At 62.7% G+C, this 24,777-nt stretch carries 20 protein-coding genes; 11 read left to right on the top strand and 9 right to left on the bottom strand.

The window, feature by feature from the left end; translation table 11 throughout:
- The first annotated feature begins 15 nt into the window (after positions 1-15).
- From WDB88_RS09455 to WDB88_RS09445, 3 genes are all read left to right on the top strand, one after another.
- Entirely contained in the window at positions 16-1,155 is a 1,140-nt protein-coding gene (locus WDB88_RS09455) for an NUDIX domain-containing protein (RefSeq protein ID WP_339107420.1), read from the top strand.
- 336 nt (positions 1,156-1,491) lie between these two features.
- Entirely contained in the window at positions 1,492-2,523 is a 1,032-nt protein-coding gene (locus WDB88_RS09450; RefSeq protein WP_339107419.1) for a cysteine synthase A, read from the top strand.
- Positions 2,520-5,054, top strand: coding sequence for a DUF3772 domain-containing protein (locus WDB88_RS09445; RefSeq protein WP_339107418.1), 2,535 nt, complete (start codon positions 2,520-2,522; stop codon positions 5,052-5,054). Before WDB88_RS09450 ends, WDB88_RS09445 begins: the two co-directional genes overlap by 4 nt.
- Positions 5,055-5,253: 199 nt before the next feature.
- On the opposite strand, the gene dld is transcribed toward WDB88_RS09445, so the two are convergent.
- A complete protein-coding gene (gene dld, locus WDB88_RS09440) occupies positions 5,254-6,933 on the bottom strand; it encodes a D-lactate dehydrogenase (RefSeq protein ID WP_339107417.1) in 1,680 nt (559 codons plus the stop codon).
- Between the two features lie 179 nt (positions 6,934-7,112).
- Here dld and prfA point away from each other — a divergent pair, with 179 nt between their 5' ends.
- The 3 genes from prfA to WDB88_RS09425 all read left to right on the top strand — a co-directional run bounded on the left by prfA (position 7,113) and on the right by WDB88_RS09425 (position 10,138).
- Complete coding sequence (gene prfA / locus WDB88_RS09435; protein ID WP_339107416.1) at positions 7,113-8,168, top strand: peptide chain release factor 1; 1,056 nt, start codon at positions 7,113-7,115, stop codon at positions 8,166-8,168.
- A 5-nt stretch (positions 8,169-8,173) separates the two neighbouring features.
- Entirely contained in the window at positions 8,174-9,007 is an 834-nt protein-coding gene (prmC, locus tag WDB88_RS09430; protein ID WP_339107415.1) for a peptide chain release factor N(5)-glutamine methyltransferase, read from the top strand.
- Positions 9,008-9,340: 333 nt separating this feature from the next.
- On the top strand, positions 9,341-10,138 hold the full coding sequence (locus tag WDB88_RS09425; RefSeq protein WP_339107414.1) for a DUF4167 domain-containing protein: 798 nt from the start codon (positions 9,341-9,343) through the stop codon (positions 10,136-10,138).
- Positions 10,139-10,208: 70 nt separating this feature from the next.
- Here the strand turns inward: WDB88_RS09425 and rsmA are convergent, their stop codons facing one another.
- The 6 genes from rsmA to lptF form a co-directional block, all read right to left on the bottom strand.
- Positions 10,209-11,051 (bottom strand): 16S rRNA (adenine(1518)-N(6)/adenine(1519)-N(6))-dimethyltransferase RsmA, encoded by an 843-nt coding sequence (gene rsmA, locus WDB88_RS09420; protein WP_339107413.1) that lies wholly within the window; start codon positions 11,049-11,051, stop codon positions 10,209-10,211.
- Positions 11,052-11,164: 113 nt separating this feature from the next.
- A complete protein-coding gene (gene pdxA / locus WDB88_RS09415; protein WP_339107412.1) occupies positions 11,165-12,136 on the bottom strand; it encodes a 4-hydroxythreonine-4-phosphate dehydrogenase PdxA in 972 nt (323 codons plus the stop codon).
- A 59-nt stretch (positions 12,137-12,195) separates the two neighbouring features.
- Complete coding sequence (locus WDB88_RS09410) at positions 12,196-13,482, bottom strand: SurA N-terminal domain-containing protein (RefSeq protein ID WP_339107411.1); 1,287 nt, start codon at positions 13,480-13,482, stop codon at positions 12,196-12,198.
- 55 nt (positions 13,483-13,537) lie between these two features.
- Complete coding sequence (gene lptD / locus WDB88_RS09405) at positions 13,538-15,757, bottom strand: LPS assembly protein LptD (RefSeq protein WP_339107410.1); 2,220 nt, start codon at positions 15,755-15,757, stop codon at positions 13,538-13,540.
- Positions 15,758-15,760: 3 nt separating this feature from the next.
- Positions 15,761-16,876, bottom strand: coding sequence for an LPS export ABC transporter permease LptG (lptG, locus tag WDB88_RS09400; RefSeq protein WP_339107409.1), 1,116 nt, complete (start codon positions 16,874-16,876; stop codon positions 15,761-15,763).
- A complete protein-coding gene (lptF, locus tag WDB88_RS09395; RefSeq protein ID WP_339107407.1) occupies positions 16,873-18,003 on the bottom strand; it encodes an LPS export ABC transporter permease LptF in 1,131 nt (376 codons plus the stop codon). Before lptF ends, lptG begins: the two co-directional genes overlap by 4 nt.
- A 210-nt stretch (positions 18,004-18,213) precedes the next feature.
- Here lptF and WDB88_RS09390 point away from each other — a divergent pair, with 210 nt between their 5' ends.
- The 4 genes from WDB88_RS09390 to tgt all read left to right on the top strand — a co-directional run bounded on the left by WDB88_RS09390 (position 18,214) and on the right by tgt (position 22,455).
- A complete protein-coding gene (locus tag WDB88_RS09390) occupies positions 18,214-19,677 on the top strand; it encodes a leucyl aminopeptidase (protein WP_339107406.1) in 1,464 nt (487 codons plus the stop codon).
- 3 nt (positions 19,678-19,680) lie between these two features.
- Positions 19,681-20,148: a DNA polymerase III subunit chi gene (locus WDB88_RS09385; protein ID WP_339107405.1), complete on the top strand. Its 468-nt coding sequence runs from the start codon at positions 19,681-19,683 to the stop codon at positions 20,146-20,148.
- 215 nt (positions 20,149-20,363) lie between these two features.
- The gene (locus WDB88_RS09380; RefSeq protein ID WP_339107404.1) at positions 20,364-21,131 is read left to right on the top strand and encodes a YoaK family protein; all 768 of its coding nucleotides are present in this window, start codon (positions 20,364-20,366) and stop codon (positions 21,129-21,131) included.
- Positions 21,132-21,324: 193 nt separating this feature from the next.
- The gene (tgt, locus tag WDB88_RS09375; protein WP_339107403.1) at positions 21,325-22,455 is read left to right on the top strand and encodes a tRNA guanosine(34) transglycosylase Tgt; all 1,131 of its coding nucleotides are present in this window, start codon (positions 21,325-21,327) and stop codon (positions 22,453-22,455) included.
- Positions 22,456-22,509: 54 nt separating this feature from the next.
- Here the strand turns inward: tgt and WDB88_RS09370 are convergent, their stop codons facing one another.
- Together WDB88_RS09370 and WDB88_RS09365 are read right to left on the bottom strand one after the other, a co-directional pair.
- Entirely contained in the window at positions 22,510-23,214 is a 705-nt protein-coding gene (locus WDB88_RS09370) for a hypothetical protein (RefSeq protein ID WP_339107402.1), read from the bottom strand.
- 37 nt (positions 23,215-23,251) lie between these two features.
- Positions 23,252-23,872 (bottom strand): thiamine phosphate synthase, encoded by a 621-nt coding sequence (locus WDB88_RS09365; protein WP_339107401.1) that lies wholly within the window; start codon positions 23,870-23,872, stop codon positions 23,252-23,254.
- A 128-nt stretch (positions 23,873-24,000) separates the two neighbouring features.
- Here WDB88_RS09365 and WDB88_RS09360 point away from each other — a divergent pair, with 128 nt between their 5' ends.
- Complete coding sequence (locus WDB88_RS09360; protein WP_339107400.1) at positions 24,001-24,768, top strand: RNA methyltransferase; 768 nt, start codon at positions 24,001-24,003, stop codon at positions 24,766-24,768.
- Positions 24,769-24,777 lie beyond the last annotated feature (9 nt).

The following is a 24,777-nucleotide window of genomic DNA, read 5'->3' as shown; positions in this document are numbered from 1 at the left end:
TGATAAGGTGATCGCGTGACCAAAACGTATTTCTTCTACGGAACCCTTAGCTATCCGCCCTTGCTGGAACGCGTTCTGGGCCGGATGCCGAATATGCGCCCCGCTTTTCTGGATGGCTACGAGCCGCGCGTGGCGCGCCGCAATGGCGAAGACCTGCCCTTTCCCATTCTGGTGCCCTCGGATCTGGGCGTTCCCGGTATTCTGATCGATACCGAAACTCCCGAAGAGGATGCCCGCCTTTACGCCTATGAGGGCGGATATTGCCTGCATGCCTGCGATGTCAGTGCCGATGGAATTGGCGGCACGGTTCGGGCGCAGGTCTTTTTGCCGGACGAGGGCGCGTGGCAGACGGGCGGCGCATGGGACCTTGCCGACTGGGCCGAGACTTGGGGCGAGCTGGCGACCGAGGCTGTCGAGGATACGATGGCCAGCCTGCAGGATCTGGATTTCGACCAGATCTATGATCGCCGCGAGGCCATGATGGTGCGGGCTGCGGCGCGCGTGCGCGCCCGCGAGACCGGCCCCGCCACACTCCGGCGCAGTGCGGAACGCGGCGATATCGTCGTGTCCGACCGGCGTATGCCCTATGCCAAGTTCTTCTCGGTCGAGGATTACCGGCTACAATTCCGCAAATTCTCGGGTGCGCTGTCCGCCCCGATGGAGCGCGCGGTTTTCGTGTCCTGCGATGCGGCGGTGGTGCTGCCCTATGATCCGGTACGCGACAGGGTGCTGCTGATCGAACAGTTCCGCGTGGGGCCTATGGCGCGCGGCGATGGCAATCCGTGGCTTCTCGAGGCGATTGCGGGCCGTGTCGATCCGCTGGAAACCCCCGAGCAGACCGCCTTGCGCGAGGCGCAGGAAGAGGCGCATCTGGGCCTGCGCAAGCTGGTGCCTGCCGCGCAGTATTATTCCTCTCCCGGTGCCAAAAGCGAATATGTCTATAGCTATATCGGGATCGCTGACCTGACGGATGATGCCGCCGCGCCGGGGGGGCTGGCGGAGGAGGGCGAGGATATCCGTCCGCATCTGGTCAGCTTCGACGAGATGGTGGCGCTTCTGGACGCGGGCGAGCTGAACAATTCGATGGTCGTGATCTGCGCGCAGGCCCTGATCCGCCACCGCGATGCCCTGCGCGCCGAATTCGGCCAAGCCTAGGGCGATGCCGTCCGGACGCGGCGGCCAAGCCCGAGGCCCGTGCAAGGGGGGGGCTGCTGCCCGTCCCTGCATGCGGGCTACGTTCGGGGGCCACGCACGGGAGGGAGCACGGGGGGATAAGGACATTTACACAGCTTTGGCAAAGCGGCCTTGACGGCGGTCCGCCTTTTGCAAGGACCACGAACGCGCGTTTTGCAAATTGCCGATTTCGCGCGAGAATTTTCGCCTAAATTCGGCTTGAGGGCCCGCTTGCGCGACGAATATGACTTGAGGCCGCCAATCGCCCGTCCTAAGTCTGGGGCCGACAAGTGGCGCTGCAATCGATTGGAGAAGATCATGAGAGTATGCGAGGATCTGGCACAGGCGGTAGGGAATACGCCCCTGATCAAGCTGAAAAAAGCTTCCGAGCTGACCGGCTGTGAGATCTTGGGGAAGGCCGAATTCCTGAACCCCGGCCAATCGGTGAAAGACCGCGCGGCGCTATTTATCATCCGGGATGCGGTCGCACGCGGCCAGCTCAAGCCGGGTGGCACGATTGTGGAAGGCACGGCGGGCAATACCGGCATCGGTCTGGCACTGGTCGGGGCCTCGATGGGGTTCAAGACCGTGATCGTGATCCCCGAGACCCAGTCTCAGGAAAAGAAAGACATGATCCGCCTTGCAGGTGCCGAGCTGGTGCAGGTGCCTGCCGCCCCCTACAAGAACCCCAATAACTATGTCCATTACTCGCGCCGTCTGGCCGAGGCGCTGGCCAAGACCGACCCCAACGGGGTGATCTGGGCCAACCAGTTCGACAATACCGCCAACCGCGAGGCCCATATCCAGACCACCGGTCCGGAAATCTGGGACCAGACGGGGGGCCGTGTGGATGGCTTTATCTGTTCGGTCGGCTCGGGCGGTACTTTTGCGGGCACGGGCATGGCGTTGCAGCCCAAGGGCGTGAAGATCGGCCTTGCCGATCCCGATGGCGCTTCGCTGCACAGCTTCTACACCACAGGCGAATTGAAAGCCGAGGGCTCGTCGATCACCGAGGGCATCGGTCAGGGGCGCATCACCGCAAATCTCGACGGGTTCACGCCGGATATGTCCTATAACGTGCATGATGACGAAGCCCTGCCGATCATCTTCGATCTGCTGCAGGAAGAGGGGCTGTGCCTTGGCGGGTCTTCCGGCGTCAATATCGCCGGTGCGATCCGCATGGCGAAAGAGATGGGGCCGGGCCACCGGATCGTCACGATCCTGTGCGACTATGGCAACCGCTACCAGTCCAAGCTGTTCAATCCCGAATTCCTCAAAGAGAAATCCCTGCCGGTTCCCGAATGGCTGGACCGCGCCCCCGCAGCGATGCCCGAGGTTTTCGAGGGATGATACAACAGGTCCTGCGCGCTACCGCCACCGTCTTCTTCCTTTTGGTCGCAGGCATGGTCTGGGCGCAGGACCAAACTGCCCCTGATTATAAATCATGGGAAAAATTTGCCGCATCTGCCCAGACCTCAATCAATCAGGATACGGCGCAGATCAGCGAACAGGATCTGGAAGATCTGCGGGCAACGCTGGTCACATGGCGCGATAAATTCAATGCCGCCCGTGACACGAATGCCAGCCAGATCAAGACGATACGCGACCAGATTGAAGCTTTGGGTCCGGCACCTGCCGAAGGCGACAGCGAAGACGCGGCCATTGCCAAACGCCGCAGTGACCTGAATGATCAGCTTTCCAAATTGCAGGCCCCGTCGATCACCGCCACCGAGGCGGCCACACGCGCCGACGGGCTGATCCGCTCGCTTGATAGCGAGCTGCGCAGCCGGTCGACGGACAAGCTGCTGCGGCTGTCGCCGTCGCCGCTCAATCCGGTCAACTGGGCCTCGGCGCTGAAAGTGGCAGGGCAGTTGACGGGCAAGCTGTATGAGGAAAGCAAGGCCCAGCTTGAGGGCACCACCCGCTTCGAGGAACTGCGCGAGAATGGTCCGGTAATTGCCGGTCTTGTGCTCGTGGCCCTGGTGCTGCTGGGGCGCGGGCGGCGCTGGATGGAGGATCTGTCGCAATGGCTGCTGGGCCGGTCTTCCATGCGGGCGCGGATGGTGATCGAGATGATCGTCTCGGTGGGGCAGATCCTTGTGCCGCTGGGCGGGATCGTGCTGCTGTTGCAGGCGCTGCAGATTTCGGGACTGTTCGGCGCGACATGGCAGGATTTCCTGCGTGTTCTGGCGGGCGTGGCCACCGTCACGCTGTTCTCGGCATGGCTGGCGGGGCGGTTGTTCCCGTGGAATGACCGGCAGGCCAGCCCGTTCAACCTGCTCAGCGAACGCCGCGCGGAAGGGCGCCTGCTGGTGGTGTCGATGGGCTTCCTGCAGGCCCTGTGGGATCCGTTCGGCCATTGGGTTGTCGAACAGGCGATGGCGCTGACCCGCGCCTCGGTCAGCTCTGCAACGGCGGATGCGGCCAGCACAGCGGCCACACAGCTTGATGCGGCGCTGGCGGCGCTGACCCTGCCGTTGCAGATCTTGGCGGGGCTTGCGCTGTTCCGCACGGGGGCGGTGCTGCGCCGCCATGTGCGCAATGAAGACAAGCAGTCGGTTGACCGTGCCTTCGGTGACAGCCTGATCCTGCTGATCGGCAATGCGGTGATCGTTGTGGCGGTTGTCGGCCCGCTTCTGGGGGCGATCGGCTATGTCAATGCGGCCAACCAGCTGATCTGGCCGATGATCAAATCGCTGTTCCTTGCGGGGCTGGTGCTGACCCTGCAGCGCTTTGTCGCCGAGGTCTATGTGGTGCTGACCAAGCGCGAGGATGACGGGCGCGACAGTCTTGTGCCGATTCTGATGGGGTTTGTGCTGGTGTTGCTGGCGCTGCCGGTTCTGGCGCTGAACTGGGGCGCAAGGGTGGAAGACCTGAGCGAGGTCTGGACCACGTTCAGCAACGGGTTCGATATGGGCGGGGTGCGGATTTCTCCGAGCATCTTCCTTGTGTTGGCCATCGTTTTTGCCATCGGCTATGCGATCACCCGTGGGGTGCAGGCGGCCCTGCGCAGCACCATCCTGCCCAAGACCAATATCGATAAGGGCGGGCAGAACGCGATCCTGTCGGGCATCGGCTATATCGGTATTTTCCTCGCGGCTCTGGTGGCGATCTCTTCTGCGGGGATCGACCTCAGCTCGCTTGCCATCGTGGCGGGGGCATTGTCGGTGGGGGTGGGCTTTGGTCTGCAGACCATCGTGCAGAACTTTGTCTCGGGGATCATCTTGCTGATCGAACGCCCGATTTCGGAAGGCGACTGGATCGAGGTCGGCACGCAGATGGGGGTCGTCAAGGCGATCTCGGTGCGTTCGACGCGTATCGAGACCTTCGACCGGACCGAAGTGATCGTGCCCAATGCCGATCTGATTTCGGGTCAGGTGACCAACTGGACGCGCGGCAATATGACGGGGCGGCTGATCGTGCCGGTGGGCGTGGCCTATGGCACCGATACCCGCAGGATCGAGAAACTCCTGATGGAGATCGCCGAGGACCAGCCGACAGTGATGATGGACCCCGCGCCCAATGTGGTGTTCGTGGGGTTCGGGGCCGATAGCCTGAATTTCGAAATCCGGATGATCCTGTCGGATGTGAATTTCAAGCTGCGCGTGATGTCCGAGGTGAACCACCAGATTGCCGCCCGCTTTACCCGTGAGGGAATCGAGATTCCCTTCGCGCAGCGCGATCTCTGGCTGCGCAACCCCGAGGCGCTTTCGGGGCGCTACGAGGACCGGCCGGCGCGTTGGCGTGACACGGAGGAGGAAGGCCATAGCCGCCGCGAGGCCAAGCTGAAAGAGAACGAGACGCCGCATGATCTTGGGCAGCCGATGCCCGGTGAAGGGTTCGAGGATGCCGATGCGGATGGTGGTGGGGACGCCCGCTGAGCCGCGCGGCTCTGCTGGGGGGACGCCTCCGTAAGGGCTGCAAGATCTGGACCGGAACATGAAAACCGGAGGCCGTCCCGCCTCCGGTTTTTGTCTCTCTGGGGGGTGAGGGAAAGCGTTTCGTCCGTTCCGGCTTGTCCCCCGAAACGTGAACAGGCCCCACGGATGGGGCCTGTTGACGGGAAAGGACCGGTAACGGTCAGTGATAATGTTTGTTGCGCGATTGCTTGCCCAGACCGGGATTGAAGCTGTTGGTCGGGTCGCAGTCGCAATAATGCGCGGCCAGAGCGGGTTTGGCTTTGTAGAGATGCCCGACATTGTGCTCTGCCGGATATTCTGCGCCCCGTTGGTCGAGGATTTCCAGCATCTTGGCTTTCAGCGCGTGAGAATCCACGCCCTTCTTCACGACATAGTCCTGATGCAGGACATGGCAGAAGAAATGCCCGTAATAGAGCTTGTGCTCGATCTGGGCATCCAGTTCGGGGGGCAGATGCTCGAACCAGTCCTCGTCATTGCGGCGCAGGGCGATGTCGAGCGGCAGGATATCGGCCACGTCCTTTTCATGCAGGGCCATATACCGCACAGCCGCACCCGCTGCCGCAAAGCGGTGCAGACCGGCGATTTTCGTCTCGCGGGCATCGCATTCGAAGAAATCCGCATCCTTGCCGTCGCAGAGTTCGGAGAGCGTTTTCTGTGCCGCCTCGATCCCCTCATCGCGCATCTTAAGGATCAGATGGTGCTCGAAGCGGTGGCGATATTCGGTCAGGCGCTTGGGCAGGATCGCGGGCCAGAGATTGGCGACAAGTTGCAGGAATTTGTCGGTCAGGTGGCGGGTGGGGCCGAAGCGGTTCAGCCGCCCGTCAATGGCCCCTTTCAGCGCGAAGAATTGCGGCAGGCGGTCGGTGCCCAGCTTGTCGATGGCCAGCACCGTATCCTTGCCGTATTTCTCGGTGATATCATAGGCATCGCGGTGCATATATTCGCCGGAGATCGGCAGCACGGGGAAGTCTTTGAGGATGATCCGCCGCAGTTTTGTCAGCGTTTCGGTCGAATTGGTGCCGATATAGAATGTCTTCTGCCGTGCCGGGCGCGCGAAACTGTCCAGACGCACGGCGAAAACCGCAAGTTTTCCCGCACAGCCCGAGGCTTCATAGAGCCGCCCCGGATCGGCATTGAACCGCGCGGGGGTGTCAGCTTCGATATCGCGGACGCGCTCGGCATAGCCCTGATCGGAGGCATGGCGATTGCCTTCATGGTCGATCGCGCCCCAGTCGCCCTTCTCGACACGGGTCAGAATCTCTTCAGGTGTCGTGCCAAGGTCGATCCCTAAGTGATTAATAAGGTGTAAATTTCCTTCGGCATCAAGCTGGGCGAAAAGCGCCATTTCCGTGTAGGACGGGCCGCGTTCGACCAGCGCGCCGCCGGAGTTGTTGCACACGCCGCCAATCACCGAGGCCCCGATACAGCTGGAGCCGATCACCGAATGCGGGTCGCGGCCTTTCGGGTCCAGCGCCTTTTCCAGACGGAACAGCGTCGCCCCCGGCAGGGCGACCACCTGCCGCCCGTCATCCAGCAGGTGCACACGGTCCATCCGCCGCGTCGAGATGATCACCACCTCGCGGTCATAGCTACCCTTGGGGGTCGAACCTTCGGTCAGGCCGGTATTCGAGGATTGCATGATGATGATTTTATCGGCCTTCACGCAGGCCTGAATCACCTTCCACTGTTCCAGCACGCTGCCGGGGCGGACAACGGCCAGCGCCTCGCCTTCGCCCGAACGGTATCCCTGCCGGAACCGTTCGGTTGCGCGGGGATCGGTCAGGACATGACGATGGCCGACGATGGATTGGAGTTCGGAAATTAGGGATGTATCGGCCATCATAAGGGTCCTTCCAGTACAGGGTCGCGACGAATTGTCTCAGACAATAGGCGGGCAAGGTGGCTGCGTCACCTCAAAAATGCGATATTGGTAAGAAAACTGATCCAATATGGGAAAGGCCGCTTTGGAAATGGCAGATCCTCTTGACCGATGCGGCGAAAACCGCGACAGGCGATGACATGATACCGACAGACCGCCTGCACCAGATCCGCGACCGATACGGTTATCTCGAAGCCCAGCTTTCGAGCGGGCCGGACCCTGCCGAAATCGCGCGGATTTCCCGTGAATATTCCGAGCTGAAGCCCGTGGTCGAGCAGATCGAGAACTGGCTTCAGGCGCAGGCCGATCTGGCCGAGGCCGAGGGCTGGCTTGCCGATCCGGAGATGAAGGATCTGGCCGAGGAAGAAGTGCCGCTGCTGCGCAAGAAGCTGCCCGAGCTGGAGCAGGCTCTGCGTCTGGCGTTGCTGCCCAAGGATGCCGCCGATGCGCGTCCGGCCATTGTCGAGATCCGGCCCGGAACAGGGGGCGACGAAGCGGCCCTTTTTGCGGGCGACCTGCTGCGCATGTATCAGCGCTATGCCGACATTCGAGGCTGGCGGGTCGAGATACTGGATTATGCCGAAACCGAACTGGGCGGCATCAAGGAAGTGATGCTGCGGATCGAGGGCGAGGGTGTTTTTGCCCGTCTGAAATACGAATCGGGCGTGCATCGCGTGCAACGCGTGCCGGAAACCGAAGCCGGTGGCCGTATCCATACTTCCGCCGCGACCGTCGCGGTGCTGCCCGAGGCCGAGGAGGTCGATATCGACATTCCGGCTTCGGATATCCGGATCGATACGATGCGGTCGTCGGGGGCCGGTGGCCAGCACGTCAATACCACCGATTCTGCCGTGCGGATCACCCATTTGCCCACCGGTCTTGTGGTGACCTCTTCGGAAAAATCCCAGCATCAGAACCGTGCCAATGCGATGGCCGTGCTGCGGGCAAGGCTTTATGATATGGAGCGCGCGCGCATGGATGCGGAGCGCTCTGCCGCGCGTAAGGGGCAGGTGGGCTCTGGTGACCGCTCCGAGCGCATCCGCACCTATAATTTCCCGCAAGGGCGGCTGACCGATCACCGCATCAACCTGACGCTATACGCGCTGAGCCAGATCATGGGCGGTGATCTGGACGAGGTGATCGACGCACTGGTGGCGGATGATCAGGCGGCCCGACTGGCCGAGATGGAGGGGTAAGGCGCATGCAGGGCGGTGTATTGTTGCGCGAGGCCGTGACCAAGCTGCGGGAGGCGGGGATCGCATCGGCTGCGGGGGATGCGCGACGCCTTCTGGCCCATGCGCTGCGGGTCTCGCCCGAGCGGCTGACGCTTGCGCTGCATGATCCCGTGGCCGAGGAAGCGCAGGCCAGATTTGCCCGCTTTCTGGCGGCGCGCATGGACTTCCAGCCGGTGTCGCAGATCACGGGGGCGCGGCTGTTCTGGGGGCGCAAATTCAAGGTCACTCAGGATACGCTCGACCCGCGTCCCGAGACCGAAATTCTGGTAGAGCGCGCCTTGCAGCAGCCTTTCCGGAACGTGCTGGATCTGGGCACGGGCACGGGCTGTATTCTGCTGAGCTGTCTGGCGGAAATGCCCAAAGCCACGGGCGTCGGGGTGGATCTTTCGCCGCAGGCTCTGGCGGTTGCGCAAAGCAATGCCGATAATCTGGGCCTGAGCGAGCGGGTGCGCTTGACGGTCTCCGACTGGTTCGATGCGGTGGATGGCATGTTCGATCTGATCGTCTCCAACCCGCCTTATATCGCGCAGGACGAGATGGCCGGTCTGGCGCGCGACGTGCTGGATTGGGAGCCGCATAGCGCCTTGACGCCGGGGGGCGACGGTCTGTCGGCCTATGCCAAGATCGCGCGCGGTCTGCTGGTGCATCTGGCCCCCGGGGGGCGCATCCTGTTCGAGATCGGGCCGACTCAAGGGGCTGCGGTTTGCGGCTTCCTGTCCGAGATCGGTCTTGACGGCTGCCGGATATGGCCCGATCTTGACGGGCGGGACCGTGTTGTGGAGGCGCGGCGTCCGCTTTAGGCCGGACTCAGGCCCTGAAATATGCCGATCCACCAGTGTCCTGCGGTTCGTCTTCACTAAAACTTCACGATATTTCGGCGACAATACCCCGAAAAAAGAGCATAAAGGGAAAATCTAGCTTGCGAGATCCGTCGTGACGTGCTTATCAGGGGACGTGCACGGAGAAACAAGTTTCCCGGCATGGCTCAGCTTAACACTGCGGGCTTGGTTGAAGGGCATAGACCCCTTATGTAACCAGACTGTCCCGCGCGGCCCGGTTGGATCGTGACGGATCTGGCCTAGACCTTGTCAAAACCGCTCGCTTTTAAAGGCGGATAAATTGAACGAAAGCAGATGAGATCATCCAAATCACGTTCGCGTTCCAAGTCGAACCGGCAGCGTTCCATCGGGAATATCATCAACCGGGTTTTTGAAAGCTCGGGTCCTGAGGGCAAGGTCCGCGGGACGCCCCAGCAAATCATCGATAAATATCTTGGTCTTGCACGGGATGCGCAGCTGTCGAACGACCGCGTGGCAGAGCAGAACTTTCTGCAGCATGCCGAGCATTACACCCGCCTTTTGCACGAGGCGCAGCGCGAGATGGCGCAGCGTCAGCCCAACGGGCAGGGCAATGGCAACCAGAACGGCGCAGGCCAGGGCAATGGCCCGTCCGGTGCCGATATGGACCAGCCCGCGCAGGCGGCGATGTCCGATGCCGCTTCCAGCCAGAATGACGGCTATGCCCAAGCGTCCGCTCCGGCCACTCCGCAGGGGGAAACCGGCGGGTGGCGCAAGCGCGACACCGCACGCGATGTCGAGCGGGTAGAGGCCGAGGATTCCAATCTGGTCGAGACGCCCGAAAGCCGCAGCGATCTGCGTGTCAGCCGCGAGAGCGAGCCTGCGCCGGTCGCAAGCGCCGAGCCGCAGCCGGAACGCCAGCCCGAGCCAGCCGCAGCCCCTGCGGCCGAAGAGGCCCCTGATGCGGCTGAAAAGCCCAAGCGTCCGCGTAAGCCGCGCGCCAAAAAGGCCGACACCGCCGATGGTGAGAAGCCCAAAGCGCCGCGCAACCGTCGCAAGCCGAAAGCGGCAAGCGAAGAGGGCAATGGCGAGGCCGGTCCCTCCGAGGATGCTCCGAAAGCGGCAAACGGCTAAGTTACGAGACTGACAGAAAAACCGCCCGTGCAGCAGATCTGCGCGGGCGGTTTTTTTATGGTCTGTGCGGTCAGTTTGTTTCGAGGCTGCGGGCGAGGCGGCACCATTCCTCGATCGTGACCCGTTCGGCGCGTTGGGTGGGCGGGATGCCGACCGCTTCCAGCTTGGCCTCGATATCGGGCGCGACAGATTTCAGCGAGGCACGCAGCATCTTGCGGCGCTGGTTGAAGCCCGCCGCCACAACGCGCGACAGAATCTTGGCATCCGCCGGATAGCGCGGCTCGGGCAGGGCTTTCAGATGCACCACGGCAGAATGCACTTTGGGCGCGGGGGTGAAGGCCTCGGGCGGCAGCGACATCACAATGCGTGCGGTGGTGCGCCATTGCGCCAGAATGGCGAGCCGTCCGTAATGGTTGTCGCCCGGCTGTGCGACGATCCGTTCGGCCACCTCGCGCTGGAACATCAGCGTGAGGCTGTCCCATTGCGGCGGCCAGTCCTTCGGCGTCAGCCAGCGCACCAGCAGTTCGGTGCCCACGTTATAGGGCAGGTTCGCGGCAATCTTGTAGGGCGTGCGCAGATGCGCCGTCACATCGACTTCGAGCGCGTCGCCATTGATCACCTCAAGGCGGCCCGGATAATGGTCGGCGATCTCGGCCAGCACGGGCATACAGCGCGGGTCTTTCTCGACCGCCAGCACCTTGCGCGCCCCCTCGGCCAGAAGCCCGCGGGTCAGACCGCCGGGGCCGGGGCCGACCTCAAGCACATCATGCCCGTCAAGATTGCCCGCCGCACGCGCGATTTTGGCGGTCAGGTTGAGGTCGAGCAGGAAGTTCTGGCCAAGCTGCTTTTTCGCGACCAGTTCATGGTCACGGATTACATCCCGCAGAGGCGGAAGCCCGTCTATCGCTGCCATTGCTCTATCCTGTCTGTCTTCATATGCAAAAGGTCCGGATGCGGCATCCGGACCTGTCAGGGGATATGTGAGCCGCGCGCGCGAGGCAAGCCTCTCGCTGCGCCTCGAAGGGGTCATCCGCGCGCGCGACCCATCGTATCGGCCATTTCCAACGCGGCGATCAGGCTGGCGGGGCTGGCTTCGCCCGTGCCCGCGATATTGAAGGCGGTGCCATGATCGGGCGAGGTGCGGACAAAGGGCAGGCCCAGCGTGACATTGACGCCCGCATCGAAGGCCAGCGTCTTGATCGGGATCAGGGCCTGATCGTGATAGGCGCAGATCGCCGCATCATACTGGCTGCGGGCGGCTTTGTGGAACATGGTATCGGCGGGCAGAGGGCCGGTCAGCGCATAGCCCTCGGCCTTGAGCCCCGCAATCTCGCGGATCATCCAGTCCTGTTCCTCGCGTCCCATCGCGCCGCCTTCGCCCGCATGGGGGTTCAGACCCGCAATGGCAATCTGCGGATTTTCCAGCCCGAAATCCCGCGTCAGCCCTTCATGGGTAATGCGCACGACCTGCCGCAGCACTTCGGGGGTGAAGGCGGTGGGCACATCTGCCAAAGCGATATGGATCGTGGCAGGCACGACGCGCAACTCGTGGCAGGCCAGCATCATCGCAACCTTACACCCGCCCGCCAGATGGGCCAGATATTCGGTATGGCCGGGGAAGGCAAAATTGGCCCCGTCCTTGAGCACTTTCTTGTTGATCGGTGCGGTGCACAGGGCCGAGCCCTCGCCACGCATCACCAGATCGACACCGCGTGCGATCACATCGATCACCGAGCGGGCATTGTCTAGGTCGGGGGTGCCGGGAATGGCGGCTTTGGGAAAGTCATGCACCAAAACGGGCATTGCCGTGCCTGCATGGGTGATGGCCTCGGCCGGAGTGCCGATCTCGCGGATCTTGGTGCCCCGCGGCAGATGTGCGGGGTCGCCAAGCCATGCAAAGGGAAGCCTTGCGCCAAGCGCCTCCCATGCTTTGACGGCGATTTCCGGACCAATTCCGGACGGTTCACCACAGGTGAGAATGACAGGTGCTTGAGGCATGGGATTTACCCCCTATTTCCAATATGTTGGAGCGTCAGATAAGTCTGGCGCCACCAAAATCAAGGCCGTGTGATTACGGCTGCGTCGCGCAGATCGGCCAAAAGACCATCCGCCTGAATCTGGATCTGGCGGTTTTCAAGGCTGGTCATGGCCGCGTCACGGTTGGGGGTCTCGACCTTGCCATCTTCGCCCTTGCGGCTCATTTCGCGGCTGCACAGCATCAAAAGCGCGCTATTGCCGCCCTGTTGCAGCACCTGATATTCGCCCGGGTCCAGGCTGGACAGCCCCACCGAGATGTCGCGCGGCAGGCTGTCGGGGGTGCCGCTTTCACGCAGCAGACGGCTGGCGGGCAATGTGCGCGCCAACGGATAAAGCGCATCGCAGCTATGCGGGCTGGCCTGCACCTGACCCAGACGGGTTGCTACTTCCTCGCTGCCCGTCGCGCCCAGCGTGTAAAGCGCATATTCCACCGTTTGCGGGCTGGCCTGTTTTGCCCCGTTCTCGTCGATTGCGCGCAGGCGGAACACGGCCACGGCATTCGGGATCTTGATCGGGCCGGTGGCCTGACCGGGTTTCAGCGCCAGAATACGGGCGCGCAGGGGGCCGGGCAGGTTGGCCACGGGCATCCAGTCGATGGCACCACCGTTCTCGCGCGAGCGCGAGGCCGAAACATGGCTGGCGATATCGGCAAATTGTGCCGCACTCCCGCGGGTGGCCTGTTCGGCAAGCTGCATGGCCTCCTGCTCATGCCCTTCCGTCGGGATGATCAGCTCGGAGAGCAGCACGCGTGTGCCCTGACCCCGTTGGGATTCGGGGGCAAGCGCGCGGTTGATCTGCAGATCGGAAATCGAGATCCGCCCGCCGAACTGCGCGCGCACGACCTGACGCCACAACAGACCGGACTTGGTGAAATCGCGGAAGGTTTCCTCGTCCACGCCTTCCTGACCGATTGCCGCGATAAACTGCTTGGCGCTGAGATTGGCCCGCGAGGCGAATTCTTCCATGCCCTTCTGGACCGCCGCATCCGAGACGCTCAGCCCCAGACGCTTGGCTTCCCATGTTTGCAGACGATCCGAGATCAGCGCGTCGATCGCCGCCTGATGGGGGTCGGATTCGGTGGTGCCCAGCACCTCGATCATCCGCTCGCGCTGGCTGATTTCATAGGCAGAGATTCCCAGACCGTTGACGGTGATCACCGGCGAGAACATGCCGCCCTGCGCAAAGGCCGAACCGGCAGGTCCCATGAGGGCAAGCGCCAGAACCGAGACACAGCCGAGCCGCGTTACCTTGCTGCGCAATGCGTTGAAGCCTTTGCTTTTCGCCATGCCTGAAAGTGCCGTCATCATTATACCTGCTTTGTCGTCATTGGCCGCGATACGCAATCTGCATCGGGCGTCTGTCTTACCTTACACAAACCTTACTGGCCGAGGTTCCGTCATTGGCACCGCCAAATCCGGCCAAAGCCACGGAAAGTCCGACGCTTGTTTCGGGGTCCACATTAGTCGAGGAAGTGAAGCGGCGCGAGAGGGAAAGATCGACGCTCACGCAATCATTTACCCATGTCACGCCCAGTTTCGCCTTTGCCGCCCGCTCTGCGATAAGGTCGTAGCGGGCATCGAATGTGCCCGACCAGCCGCGCCCCCAATGCCATGCGCTGTCAAGCTGCAATTCGGAGATATCCTCCGAGGTGCCCGCCAGAATGGCGCTGTCCATCCACAGATAGCCCGCCGCCAGATCATAGGTCGCGCCCGAATAGGCAAGGCGCAGCTCTTCGCGGGTGGTGTTGAAATCATCGTCGAACTGCGCACGGTTCGACACGGTCAGCCCGCCCGAGGTTTGCAGGTTGCTGGCCAGAAGCCAGTCCGAGCTATTGCCCGAAAGCGAGCTTTCCGACGAGAACTGTTCGAGATCCTGCGCATAGAACACGCGCCCGACAGTGGTACCCAAAGACCATCCCGCCGCGTCATAGCGGGTATAGCTGACGCCGACATTGGCGCGCAGGCCGCGTTCGCGTGCATCCAGCCCCGGATAGCGCGACAGGCTGAACAGGTTGCCTTCGTCGAACTCGCGCAGCGTGCTGTCCTCGTTGGGCGCACGGGTGAGGTTGTTGGGGGCCCAGACGATCTGCGCGATGGGCTCGATCACATGGGCCGCGCGACCGGTGCTGCGGGTCCAGGGCCAGCGCAATTCGGTGGCAAGCTGCGGCTGGGCGCGCAGGATGGTATCGTCATAGGAGTCATCCTGACGGATCACGAAGGCATCGGCGGCAAGCTGGGCCTGCGTGCTGGCCATGATGCCGTAAGACAGCAGCCAGTTGCGCCGCCAGTTGGCGGTCAGCGAGCTGCGGGTCATGTCGCGCCCGTCGGGAATATCGTCCCAATCCGGCCCGTCCGTGGTCGAGCTGGAATTGCGGCGGAAGGTCTCGAGATCCCAGCTTGCCGTCAGCTCGCCACCGATACGGGCGGGGTGATAGACCCGTGTCCATTCCGCATCGCCTGCCAGCATCGGCTCGGTATTGTTGTCCTCGTCCTCGCGCAGCGAATGGGTGCGACCGGCGCGGGCCCAGATCAGCTCGTCCGAGCGGACCCGTTCAAGGGTCAGCCCCGACCACAGCCGGTCGGCATCGCTGACATCGTAATTCAGCAGATAGGCATCATCGGACACCATCCGCAGTTGCAGGCCCAGCTTGAAATCATCGGGCAGGGTGAAGCTGCCATCGGCAAAGAGATAGCCGCGATTGGCCCCTTTGATGATGCTGTCATTGCTGAAGGCACCGGAAATGCTGATCTCGCCGTCATTGAAGGCGCGGCGGTAGCGCAGCCCCAACGTGCGGGTCCAACCGCTGGAGATATAGGGCTCGACCAGCAGATCCTGACTGGGATCGATCGCGAAGAAATACGGGATCTTTATGCCCATCCCCAGACTGGAGGTGCTGCGGAAGCTCGGGGCCAGAAAGCCCGACATGCGCGTGACGGTGGGGTCGGGCAGGCGCAGCTTTGGCACCCAGACCAGCGGCACACCGGCGACGCGGAACTGCGCATCCTCGAAGCTCAGCTTACGCTCCTGCGCGTTATGGGTGATCTTGCGGGCGCGGATTTCCCACAGGGGGCGTTCACCGACCACGCAGATATTGCATGACGAGGCCACCACATTGGTCATGGTGGTGACATTGCCGTTCTCGCGCTCGATCTTGGCGGCAGCAAGCTGCAATTCGCGCGCCATCACCATGCGCGCGCCCAACAGGATGCCATGTTGCAGATCGCGCGAGAGTTCGGCCTGATCGGCCACGATCACCGCACCGGCCTCCTGCGGCTCGGTCAGGCGGATCGGCCCGTCCATCTTGATCGTATCGGCCTTCTGGTCATAGGTGACGCGCTTGGCCGTGACGCGGTTGCCCTCGTAATAGATCTCCACCGCGCCTTCCGCGACCAGCGTGTCAGACCCCGAAAGCGAGATCCGGTCGGCCATCAGGCTGGCGGGCACATTGCTCAGGCTGTTCTGCGAGGCGTTGCTGTCTTGTGCGTAGCCGCTTGCCACAAGGCCGAAAGTGCCAAGCGCCGTGCCAAGGGTGAGGGCGGCGAGCAGCGTCCTTGCAGGAGAGCAGGTCTTGGGCAGGGTCATGGCTCAGCCATCCTCCAGATGCAAAAGCAGGGCAATCGAAAACATCAGTGCAATCACCGGCGGTGCCCATGCCGCCAGCAGAACCGGAATCTGGCCGCTATCGCCCAGAACCTGCGCGACATTGCGCAGGAAGAACACCGCCAGACCGGAGACCAGCGCCAGCAGCACCCGCTGGCCGATGCCGCCGAACCGCGTCGGGCGCATGGTGAAGGAGGCCGCCAGAAGCACCATTGCCACCATCATCAGCGGCTGTGCAAGTTCCATCTCGAACCAGACGCGGTGGCGCAATGCCGAAAACCCTGCCGCGTCCAGCGTTTTGATGAAGGCGGGCAGTTTCCACAGCGGAATGGCCGAGGGCGCGCCGAAGCTGTCGCGGATCGAGGAGGCAGTCAGGCTGGTGGCGATGGTCAGTTGCGACGAGGTGGTGGCGTCGCGCTCGGGATTGGTCGAACTGCCAAGCGGCCAGTCCTTGGCGTTGAACAGCCGCCATTGGGCGGTCTCCAGAATGGCACGGTCGGCCACCACGCGGCGCACGGCATTGCTGTCGCTGTCAAGGATCAGGAAGCTGACATCATAAAGGGTGGTCGCATCGCCATTGGCCCGCGCCGCCGAGATCACGGCCTGTCCGGTGCGGATCTTGCCGCTGCTGTCCTTATAGGTCGCGCTCTGGCGCATCCAGACGCCGTTGCGCCCGACCGAGACGGTGGTCTGCATGCCGACATCGCTGCGCAGTTCGTCATAGCGGTTGGACGTGGCCGAGACCAGCGGATTGCCGACGCTGATCAGCAACCCGCCCAGCACCAGAGCCGTCAGAACGGGGCTGACTAGAATGCCAAGCGCCGACCGGCCCGAGGCGCGCATCACCACAAGCTCCGAGCTTCTGGCAAGGTTGAGAAACAGCACGACCGCCGCAAGCAGCATGATCAGCGGCATGATCGTGTAAAGCGTTTCGGGGATATTGAGCAGCGACAGCAGCACCGCCCGCCCGAAGCTTGCCTCGGCATCGAGCTTGCGGACCTCTTCCACCAGCCCGACCAGAAACAGGATGCCCCAGAAACTGGCCAGCACCAGCAGGAAGCTGCGCAGGAAACGGCGGGCAACATAGCGACCAAGGATCATGCGGCACCTTTTGCGGCCAGACGCCGTCCGGTGAATTTCCGGCGCGCGGAGAGATGCAAAAGAAGGAGACTGGCCAGCACTCCGACGGCGGCAGGCGCAAAGAGCACCGGCCAGAGGTCGGGTCGGCTGCGCGCGATGGTCTCGGTGACATTGGTCAGCACCTGCACCAGCACCAGAATGACCACCGCCAGCGTGATCTGCCGCCAGATGCCGAAGCGCGAGAAGCTGCCCACCATCAGCGCGGCAAAGCCCACAAGGGCGGCCACAGGCGCCAGCAGCGGCTGCACGAAGCGCATTTTCAGCTCCAGCCCCAGTTCGGTTGCGCTTTTGCCGGTTTCCTCCAGCACGCTTTGCGGCGCGCGCAGCAATTCGAGGCTGGAGATCTGTTCGAGCTTGCGGTCCACCTCGGTCGAGCCCTGAATGAGGCTGCTCAGGTCATAGGTAAAGTTCGAGAACCGCGTGACCGAAAGATTGCGCCCCTCGGTGCGCAGGCTTTGCGCGATACCGTCGAAAAGCACCAGTTTCGGCCCGTTATCGGTGCGCACGATAACCGCCTTCTTGGCCAGATAGCTCATCCGGTTGGTGGGGGTGCGGCTGTCCCAGAGATAGAAATCCTGCAATTCGCCATTATCGCTGATCGCGCGGATATAGATCGAAATGCCGTCAACCGGATGCTGGAACCGTCCCGGTGTCAGCAGGCTGGCGGTCACATTCTCGGCCAGCTGTGCCTGCCGCGTGGCCAGTTGCGCGCGCGATTGCGGCACCAGAAAATGGGTCAGCACCGCCATCATCAGCCCGACCAGAAGCCCGAAGACCAGAACCGGACGGGCCAGCCGCCAGGGCGAGGCCCCGGTGGCCTGCATGGCCACCAGCTCGGATTCGCTCGACAGGCGGTTGAGGGTGTAGACCGTGGCCGCGAAGGCGGCAATCGGCAGCACCACGCGGATCACATAAGGCAGGGTCAGCGCGGTGAATTCCAGCACCACAAGCGCGGTCTGGCCATCCGAGATAAGCTGTTCGAACAGGCTGACCGCCCGGTTGACCCAGTAGATCGAGACCAGAATAAGGGCGAAAAACCCGAAGATCGCCAAGAATTGCGACAAAAGATATCGGTCCAGCCGGGTCACAGTGCTGCTCTTTACTCCTGATCACGCCGCGCTGAACGCGGTCTTGTCTCTGTCTCTATCGTCTTGCGGGGCGCTGGAAAAGCCCGCATTCCGAATTTCCCCGCCAAGCGGGTCTTTTGCCGTGCAGGAATCCGCCCGTGGCTTTCCAAATCCCTTATAGCTTTGTAGGGTCGGGCCAGTCGAGCATATTGGACCATAGGAACAACACAGATGACCGAACCCCTTGCCATCAGCTTCACTGAAACCGATCTGGAGACCGTGGCCGAGGCCAGCGGTGTCGTTGTCGTCTTTGCCGAAAGCGGGCGCAATCTGGGGCTTGCGGGGCGGCGGGTCAACCGTCTGACGCATGGCGCGCTTAAACGTGCCGTCGAGTCGGAGGCCTTTGCCAAGCTGGATCACGGATCGGCGCTGCGGCTGGAATGGCCGGCGGGAATGGCTGCGGAGCTGGTGTTGCTGGTATCGCTGCCGCGGCGCTGCGAAATTTCGGTGGCGCGCAAGGCAGGGGCGACGATTGCCCGTGCGCTGGGGGCCAAGGGGGGGCTGGTGCTGGCCGAAAGCCATGCCCGCGCGGCCGAGGTTTCCTTTGGTCTGGCGCTCAGGGCCTACCGCTTCAATTATCATAGCGCCGAGACGCCCGCTTACGGGCCGGTGCGTTTCATGGCCAACAACCCCGAGAAACTGGCGCAGGAGGCACAGCCGCTGGCCGCGCTGGCCGAGGGGGTGTTTTTCACCCGTGATCTGGTCAATGAACCGGCCAATATCCTGACCACCTCCGATTTTGCCGCCCGTCTGGCGGCCATGCAGGAACTGGGGCTGGATGTCGAGATTCTCGAAGAGGCCGATCTCGAGGCGCTGGGAATGCGGGCGCTGCTGGCGGTGGGGCAAGGCTCGGAAAGCCCCTCGAAGGTTGTGGTGATGAAATGGAATGGCGGCGCCGAGGAACCGCCTCTGGCGCTGATCGGCAAGGGCGTGGTGTTTGACACCGGCGGGATCTCTCTCAAGCCCGGTGCCGGTATGGAAGAGATGACGATGGATATGGGCGGTGCGGGCACGGTGGCGGGCGTGATGCGCACGCTGGCGCTGCGCAAGGCGCGGGCCAATGTCGTGGGAATCGTCGGGCTTGTCGAGAATATGCCCGATGGCCGCGCCCAGCGTCCGGGCGATATCGTGACCTCGGCCAAGGGCGTGACCATCGAGGTCATCAATACCGATGCCGAGGGGCGTCTCGTTCTGGCCGATGTGCTGTGGTATGCACAAGAGCATTTCGCCCCGCGCGCCATGATCGATCTGGCCACTCTGACCGGCGCGGTGATCGTGGGGCTCGGTCATGACAATGCGGGGGTTTTCAGCAATGACGACGCTTTCGCGGGCGATCTGTTGAAAGCGGCGAAGCAAGAGGGAGAGGGTGCATGGCCGCTGCCATTGCAGCCCTCTTATGACCGGCTGATCAAATCGCGGCTGGCCGATATCAAGAATTCTGCCGGACGTCCGGCAGGTGCGATCACCGCCGCCACCTTCCTCAAGCATTTTGTTGCGCCGGAGGTGCCGTGGTGCCATATCGATATCGCAGGCGTGGCGCTGCCGCCCACGGAAACGGAGCTTGCGCCGAAAGGCCCGACCGGCTGGGGCGTGATGACCCTCAACCGTCTGATTGCCGATACGTTCGAGGGCTGAAGCATGGGCGCTGCGCTGTTTTATCACGTCACCGAAAGCTCGGTCGCGGAGGTTGTCGTCAACCTTCTTGGCCGCGCCTTGGAACAGGGCTGGAAGATAGAATTGCGCGGCACCCTGCCGGACCGGATGCACTGGTATGACCGCAGCCTGTGGGAAATGGGCGGGGCGGAGAGCTTTCTGCCGCATGGTCTGGCGGGGGGCGCGCAAGATGCCCTGCAACCGGTCCTGCTGACCACGGCCAGTCAGCCCGCCAAGGCCGGGCGTGACGCGGTGTTGAGCATCGACGGCGCAGAGGTGGTGCCCGAAGAGCTGGAGCGCCACGAGCGGGTCTGGATCCTGTTTGACGGGCATGACCACGAGGCGCTCTCGCGGGCGCGGGTGCAGTGGAAGCAGTTTACTGCTGCAGGTGCGAAGGCGCAGTACTGGTCGGAAGAGTCCGGCCGGTGGCAAAAGAAGAGCGAAAGCGGATAAATCATCCTTAAGTTGTTCTCAATATAACGCCAAGTTTATGGTTTTATGGATAAATTGATCTGATATTGGCGAAAATGTGCCTTTTATTTGCACCTTTGGCGGGAATTTGCTGCATCGCCGCATTCCCGACGTTACGCTCCTCTTGATCCGTTGCCTGCCGCCCCGACATGATGATGGAACCACATTGCATCATCCGTCATTTGCGAGGCCTCCCCATGCCCATCCGATCCGCATTCCGTCGTCACCTCTCTGTCCGTGCCATGCGTCTTTTCACCTCGCACCGGCGTGCCCCCGAGGCGGATCGCTGGCTGGGGATCGTGCTGGCCGTAATCGCCGGATCGCTGAATGCCGGTGTCTTTCTGATGATGAGCCAATATGCCTCGCATATGACGGGGCATCTGTCCCAGCTGGCGGGCAGCCTTGTCGGTGCCAATCTTTCGCTGGTGCTGCTCAGTTTCTGTGTGCTGTTTTTGTTTGTGGCAGGGGCGGCGCTGGCCTCGGCGATGATCGCGCGGGGCTTTGCCCGCCATTCTCGCCTGACCTATTATATGCCGCTGGCCTTGCAGGGGATCTTGCTGGCCGTGCTGGCCACCGCCGAATTCTTGCCGCAGCCTTGGGAAGGGCATCTGGGGCTGGGTCTGCTGGCCTTTATCATGGGGCTGCAAAACGCCACCATCACCCGGATCTCCGGCGCACGTATCCGCACCACCCATGCCACGGGCCTGCTGACCGATATGGGCATCGAGATCGGGCGCGGGCTGTACGGGCGGGGTCGTGACAGCGGCGATGACGGTTATGACCATGCGCGGCTCATGCTGTTCATGCAGCTTGTCGCGGCCTTTGTGCTAGGCGGGATCATGGGCGGGCTGGGGCATGGGGCCTTTGGCTGGGCTTTTGCCTTCCTGCCGGCTGTGGTCCTTTTGGGAATTTCGGCGCTGACGGCCCCGCGTGCCCTGCGCGCGGTCGAACAGGGGGCGGCCTGACCCGTCTCGGGCCCTCTCTGCCGCGCGCTTGCGCCAAGCACCGTTCTGCCTGCGCTTTGGGAGCTTGGTAGGGGAGAGCGGGTGAAATCTGTCATGCGGGGCTGTTTTGGCCCCGCTTTTGCATCCGCTAACCAACTGCCGCCTTTCCAAAGAGCCGGTTTCATCCTATGGGGGCTGCGCAAGGAGACAGGTGATGACAGAAAAATTCAGCTTCGAGCTTCAGGCCACGGATGGCGCGGCGCGCAAGGGTGTGATCCATACGCCGCGCGGCGATATCCGCACGCCCGCCTTCATGCCGGTGGGCACGGCGGCAACCGTCAAGGCGATGATGCCGGAATCGGTGGCCGCGACGGGCGCCGATATCCTCTTGGGCAATACCTATCACCTGATGCTGCGCCCGACGGCGGAACGTGTGGCGGCGCTTGGCGGATTGCATAAGTTCATGAACTGGCAAAAACCCATCCTGACAGATTCGGGCGGGTTTCAGGTCATGTCGCTGGCAGGGCTGCGCAAGCTGACCGAAGAGGGGGTGACCTTCTCCAGCCATGTCGACGGGTCGAAACATATGCTCAGCCCCGAGCGGTCGATGGAGATCCAGAAGCTTCTTGGCTCGGACATTGTCATGTGTTTCGACGAATGCCCCGCGCTGCCTGCGACCGATAAGGAAGTGGCCCGTGCGATGGAGCTGTCGATGCGGTGGGCTGTGCGGTCCAAGGAGGCCTTTGGCGACCGTCCGGGACATGCGCTGTTTGGCATCATGCAGGGCGGTGTCACGCAAGAGCTGCGCGAGCAATCTGCCAAGGCCCTGACCGATATCGGCTTTGACGGCTATGCCATCGGCGGGTTGGCCGTGGGCGAGGGGCAGGAGGCGATGTTCGGCGTGCTGGATTACGCCACCGGTTTCCTGCCCGAGGACCGTCCGCGCTATCTGATGGGCGTCGGTAAGCCCGATGACATCGTGGGTGCGGTTGAACGCGGTGTGGATATGATGGATTGCGTGCTGCCCTCGCGGTCGGGTCGGACGGGGCAGGCATGGACCCGCCACGGTCAGATCAACATCAAGAACTCGCGCCACCGCGATGACCCGCGGCCTCTGGATGAAAACTGCGGCTGCCCTGCCTGCCGCAATTATTCGCGCGCCTATCTGCATCACGTCTTCCGCGCGAACGAGATGATCTCGGGGATGCTGCTGACATGGCACAACCTGCATTACTATCAGGATCTGATGCAGGGCATGCGCGATGCGATCGAGGCGGGGACCTTCAAGGCCTATGTCGCCGATTTCCACGCCAAACGTGCCGAAGGCGATATCGAACCGCTTTGAGGTCATAAAAAGGGGGCTTCGGCCCCCTTTGTTCTGGTCTTCAGGATCGGATGATCAGCTGTAATCCAGCACCCGCAGATCGGCGGCGCGGCCTTCGGTCAGGATCAGCCGCCCGTTCGGCAGGTCGTTTTCCTCGACGCGGCGGGTGATTTCCGCCGGATCGATGCCGCGTTTTTCCCAGCGGCGGATCAGGCGGGCGCGCAGTTCGTCTTCGGGCACATGCAGGCGGATCGTCAGGTCGAATAGCGGAAACAGATCGCGCCAGCCTGCACGGGTCAGCAAAAGATAATTGCCCTCGACAAGGATGAAGCGGGTCCGTGCCTCGATCTCGTCACCATCGGGGATCACGCGGTCGCGGTCGCGGTCGAAGGTCGGCACATGCAGGGCCTGACCGGCGGTGCGGGCCTGCTGCAAAAGCGCGGCGAAGCCCTCGGTGTCGAAGGTTTCGGGGGCGCCTTTGCGTCCGCGCAGGCCCCGCGCGTCCAGCCAGTCATTCGAGCGGTGGAAGCCGTCCATTGGCAGGATGGCGGCACAGGCGGCAGTATGGGCATTGAGCTTTTCGCAGATCTCGCGCGCCAGCCGCGATTTGCCAGACCCCGGCGCACCGGCAACCGCCACCAGAACCCGCGCCCCTTCGATCTGGCGGATATGGCCCGCCAGATCGGCACGGTCGACGCGCAGCTCCGAATGCATGAACGCGCCCCAATCGCCCATCGGGCCGTCGCGCTGGATCGTGTTGTCTTCGGTGCGCGTTGCCATTGTCAGCCCTTTCCTGCACTCGCCGTTCTGGCGGGGATCAGCCCATTGCGGCGACAAGTGCGCCCAGAGTGGCCACCGGATCTTCGCTCTTCCAGATCTCGTCCCCAAAGGCGAACCAGTCAGAGACCGGCGCGAACTGCCTGACCAGATCCAGCGTCAGCGCGCCTTCGGCCACCACCGGCACCTCGATCATTTCGGACCACCATTGGAAGAGGTCGAATTCGGCGCGCTCGCCCGTGCCAAGGGCGCTTTCGCCGATCGGGCCGAAACAGACATAATCGGCGCCGGCTTCACCGGCATTCATCCCGTCATGGCGCGAATTGCCGCAATAGGCCCCGACAATGGCATCCTCGCCCAGTTCCTTGCGGGCATGGCGGATCGAACGGGCCCCATCGGTCAGGTGCACGCCGTCCAGCCCGTGACGTTCGACCAGATGGATATGGCTGTCGATGACCAAAGCCACGTCGCGGGCATGAGCGAGTTCGCGGATGGCATCGGCGATGCGGCCCAGCTCCAGCTCGTCTTTCGAGGCATGGCACAGGCGGATACAGGCGATCTCATGCGCCTCCAGAACGGCCTTGAGTTTGGGCAGGAATGTCTCCGGCTCGAAGCTCGTGGGCGTCAGCAGGTAGATTTGCGGGCGATCTTCGTCTGCCATGATATATCCTTGACTGCGGAGGCCTTTGCAGGCCGGAATGAGGTGTTTGCGTCCTCATAGCGCAGGCGGCGCTTGCTTGAAAGAGCTTTGCGTTGTGCTTATGGAAGGCTCTGCAAAAGGAGCCCGTGATGATTGACCAGCCTGCCGACCCCAGTAACGCCCCGAAATCCAGCCAGCCGCATATCGTGCTGGTGCGTCCGCAGATGGGCGAGAATATCGGGGCGGCCGCGCGGGCGATGCTGAATTTCACGCTGTCCAAAATGCGGATCGTCGAGCCGCGCGACGGCTGGCCCAATCCGAAGGCTGTGGCGATGGCCTCGGGGGCGGCGGGTCGTGTGCTGGATCATGCGGGGGTGTTTGACAGCGTGGCCGAGGCTGTGGCCGATTGCGATTTCGTCTTTGCCACCACGGCGCGGGGGCGCGAGCTGCCCAAGCCCATCTATACCCCCGAGACCGCGATGATCGAGGCGCATCGCCGGATTCAGGCAGGGCAGAAGGTGGCCGTGATGTTCGGTCCCGAGCGCACGGGGCTGGAAAATGACGATATCATCCGCGCCAATGCCATCATCACCATTCCGACCAATCCCGAGTTCTTTTCCCTCAACCTTGGTCAGGCTGTGCTGTTGACCTCCTACGAGTATTCGCGCCATGTTCTGGAGGCGGAAGATATTGCAGAAGGTCTGGCGGGCCATGAACCGGCCAGCGCGGGCGATGTCGAGGCGTGGGGCGATCACATCGAGGGGCGTCTGGAGGAGGCAGGCTTTTTCTATCCGCCCGAGAAAGCCCCGATGATGAAGCGTAATATGCGCAATATGTGGACGCGCTTCGCGATGACGCGCTCCGAGGTCCAGACGCTGCACGGGGCGCTCAAGCAGCTTCTGCGTGGTAAGGGCTAGGACGACAAA

It is taken from the genome of Thioclava sp. GXIMD4216, assembly GCF_037949285.1.
Classification (GTDB): Bacteria; Pseudomonadota; Alphaproteobacteria; order Rhodobacterales; family Rhodobacteraceae; genus Thioclava; species Thioclava litoralis.
The sequence above is the reverse complement of the archived record's forward strand: the minus strand, read 5'-3'. Positions and strand labels throughout refer to the sequence as shown.

Bases quoted from the DNA above. Each gene is read 5' to 3' on its own strand.
- WDB88_RS09450 (WP_339107419.1), top strand. From the start codon at position 1,492: ATGAGAGTATGCGAGGATCTGGCACAGGCGGTAGGGAATACGCCCCTG.
- WDB88_RS09445 (WP_339107418.1), top strand. From the start codon at position 2,520: ATGATACAACAGGTCCTGCGCGCTACCGCCACCGTCTTCTTCCTTTTG.
- dld (WP_339107417.1), bottom strand. From the start codon at position 6,933: ATGGCCGATACATCCCTAATTTCCGAACTCCAATCCATCGTCGGCCAT.
- prfA (WP_339107416.1), top strand. From the start codon at position 7,113: ATGATACCGACAGACCGCCTGCACCAGATCCGCGACCGATACGGTTAT.
- prmC (WP_339107415.1), top strand. From the start codon at position 8,174: ATGCAGGGCGGTGTATTGTTGCGCGAGGCCGTGACCAAGCTGCGGGAG.
- WDB88_RS09425 (WP_339107414.1), top strand. From the start codon at position 9,341: ATGAGATCATCCAAATCACGTTCGCGTTCCAAGTCGAACCGGCAGCGT.
- rsmA (WP_339107413.1), bottom strand. From the start codon at position 11,051: ATGGCAGCGATAGACGGGCTTCCGCCTCTGCGGGATGTAATCCGTGAC.
- pdxA (WP_339107412.1), bottom strand. From the start codon at position 12,136: ATGCCTCAAGCACCTGTCATTCTCACCTGTGGTGAACCGTCCGGAATT.
- WDB88_RS09410 (WP_339107411.1), bottom strand. From the start codon at position 13,482: ATGATGACGGCACTTTCAGGCATGGCGAAAAGCAAAGGCTTCAACGCA.
- lptD (WP_339107410.1), bottom strand. From the start codon at position 15,757: ATGACCCTGCCCAAGACCTGCTCTCCTGCAAGGACGCTGCTCGCCGCC.
- lptG (WP_339107409.1), bottom strand. From the start codon at position 16,876: ATGATCCTTGGTCGCTATGTTGCCCGCCGTTTCCTGCGCAGCTTCCTG.
- WDB88_RS09390 (WP_339107406.1), top strand. From the start codon at position 18,214: ATGACCGAACCCCTTGCCATCAGCTTCACTGAAACCGATCTGGAGACC.
- WDB88_RS09385 (WP_339107405.1), top strand. From the start codon at position 19,681: ATGGGCGCTGCGCTGTTTTATCACGTCACCGAAAGCTCGGTCGCGGAG.
- WDB88_RS09380 (WP_339107404.1), top strand. From the start codon at position 20,364: ATGCCCATCCGATCCGCATTCCGTCGTCACCTCTCTGTCCGTGCCATG.
- tgt (WP_339107403.1), top strand. From the start codon at position 21,325: ATGACAGAAAAATTCAGCTTCGAGCTTCAGGCCACGGATGGCGCGGCG.
- WDB88_RS09370 (WP_339107402.1), bottom strand. From the start codon at position 23,214: ATGGCAACGCGCACCGAAGACAACACGATCCAGCGCGACGGCCCGATG.
- WDB88_RS09365 (WP_339107401.1), bottom strand. From the start codon at position 23,872: ATGGCAGACGAAGATCGCCCGCAAATCTACCTGCTGACGCCCACGAGC.
- WDB88_RS09360 (WP_339107400.1), top strand. From the start codon at position 24,001: ATGATTGACCAGCCTGCCGACCCCAGTAACGCCCCGAAATCCAGCCAG.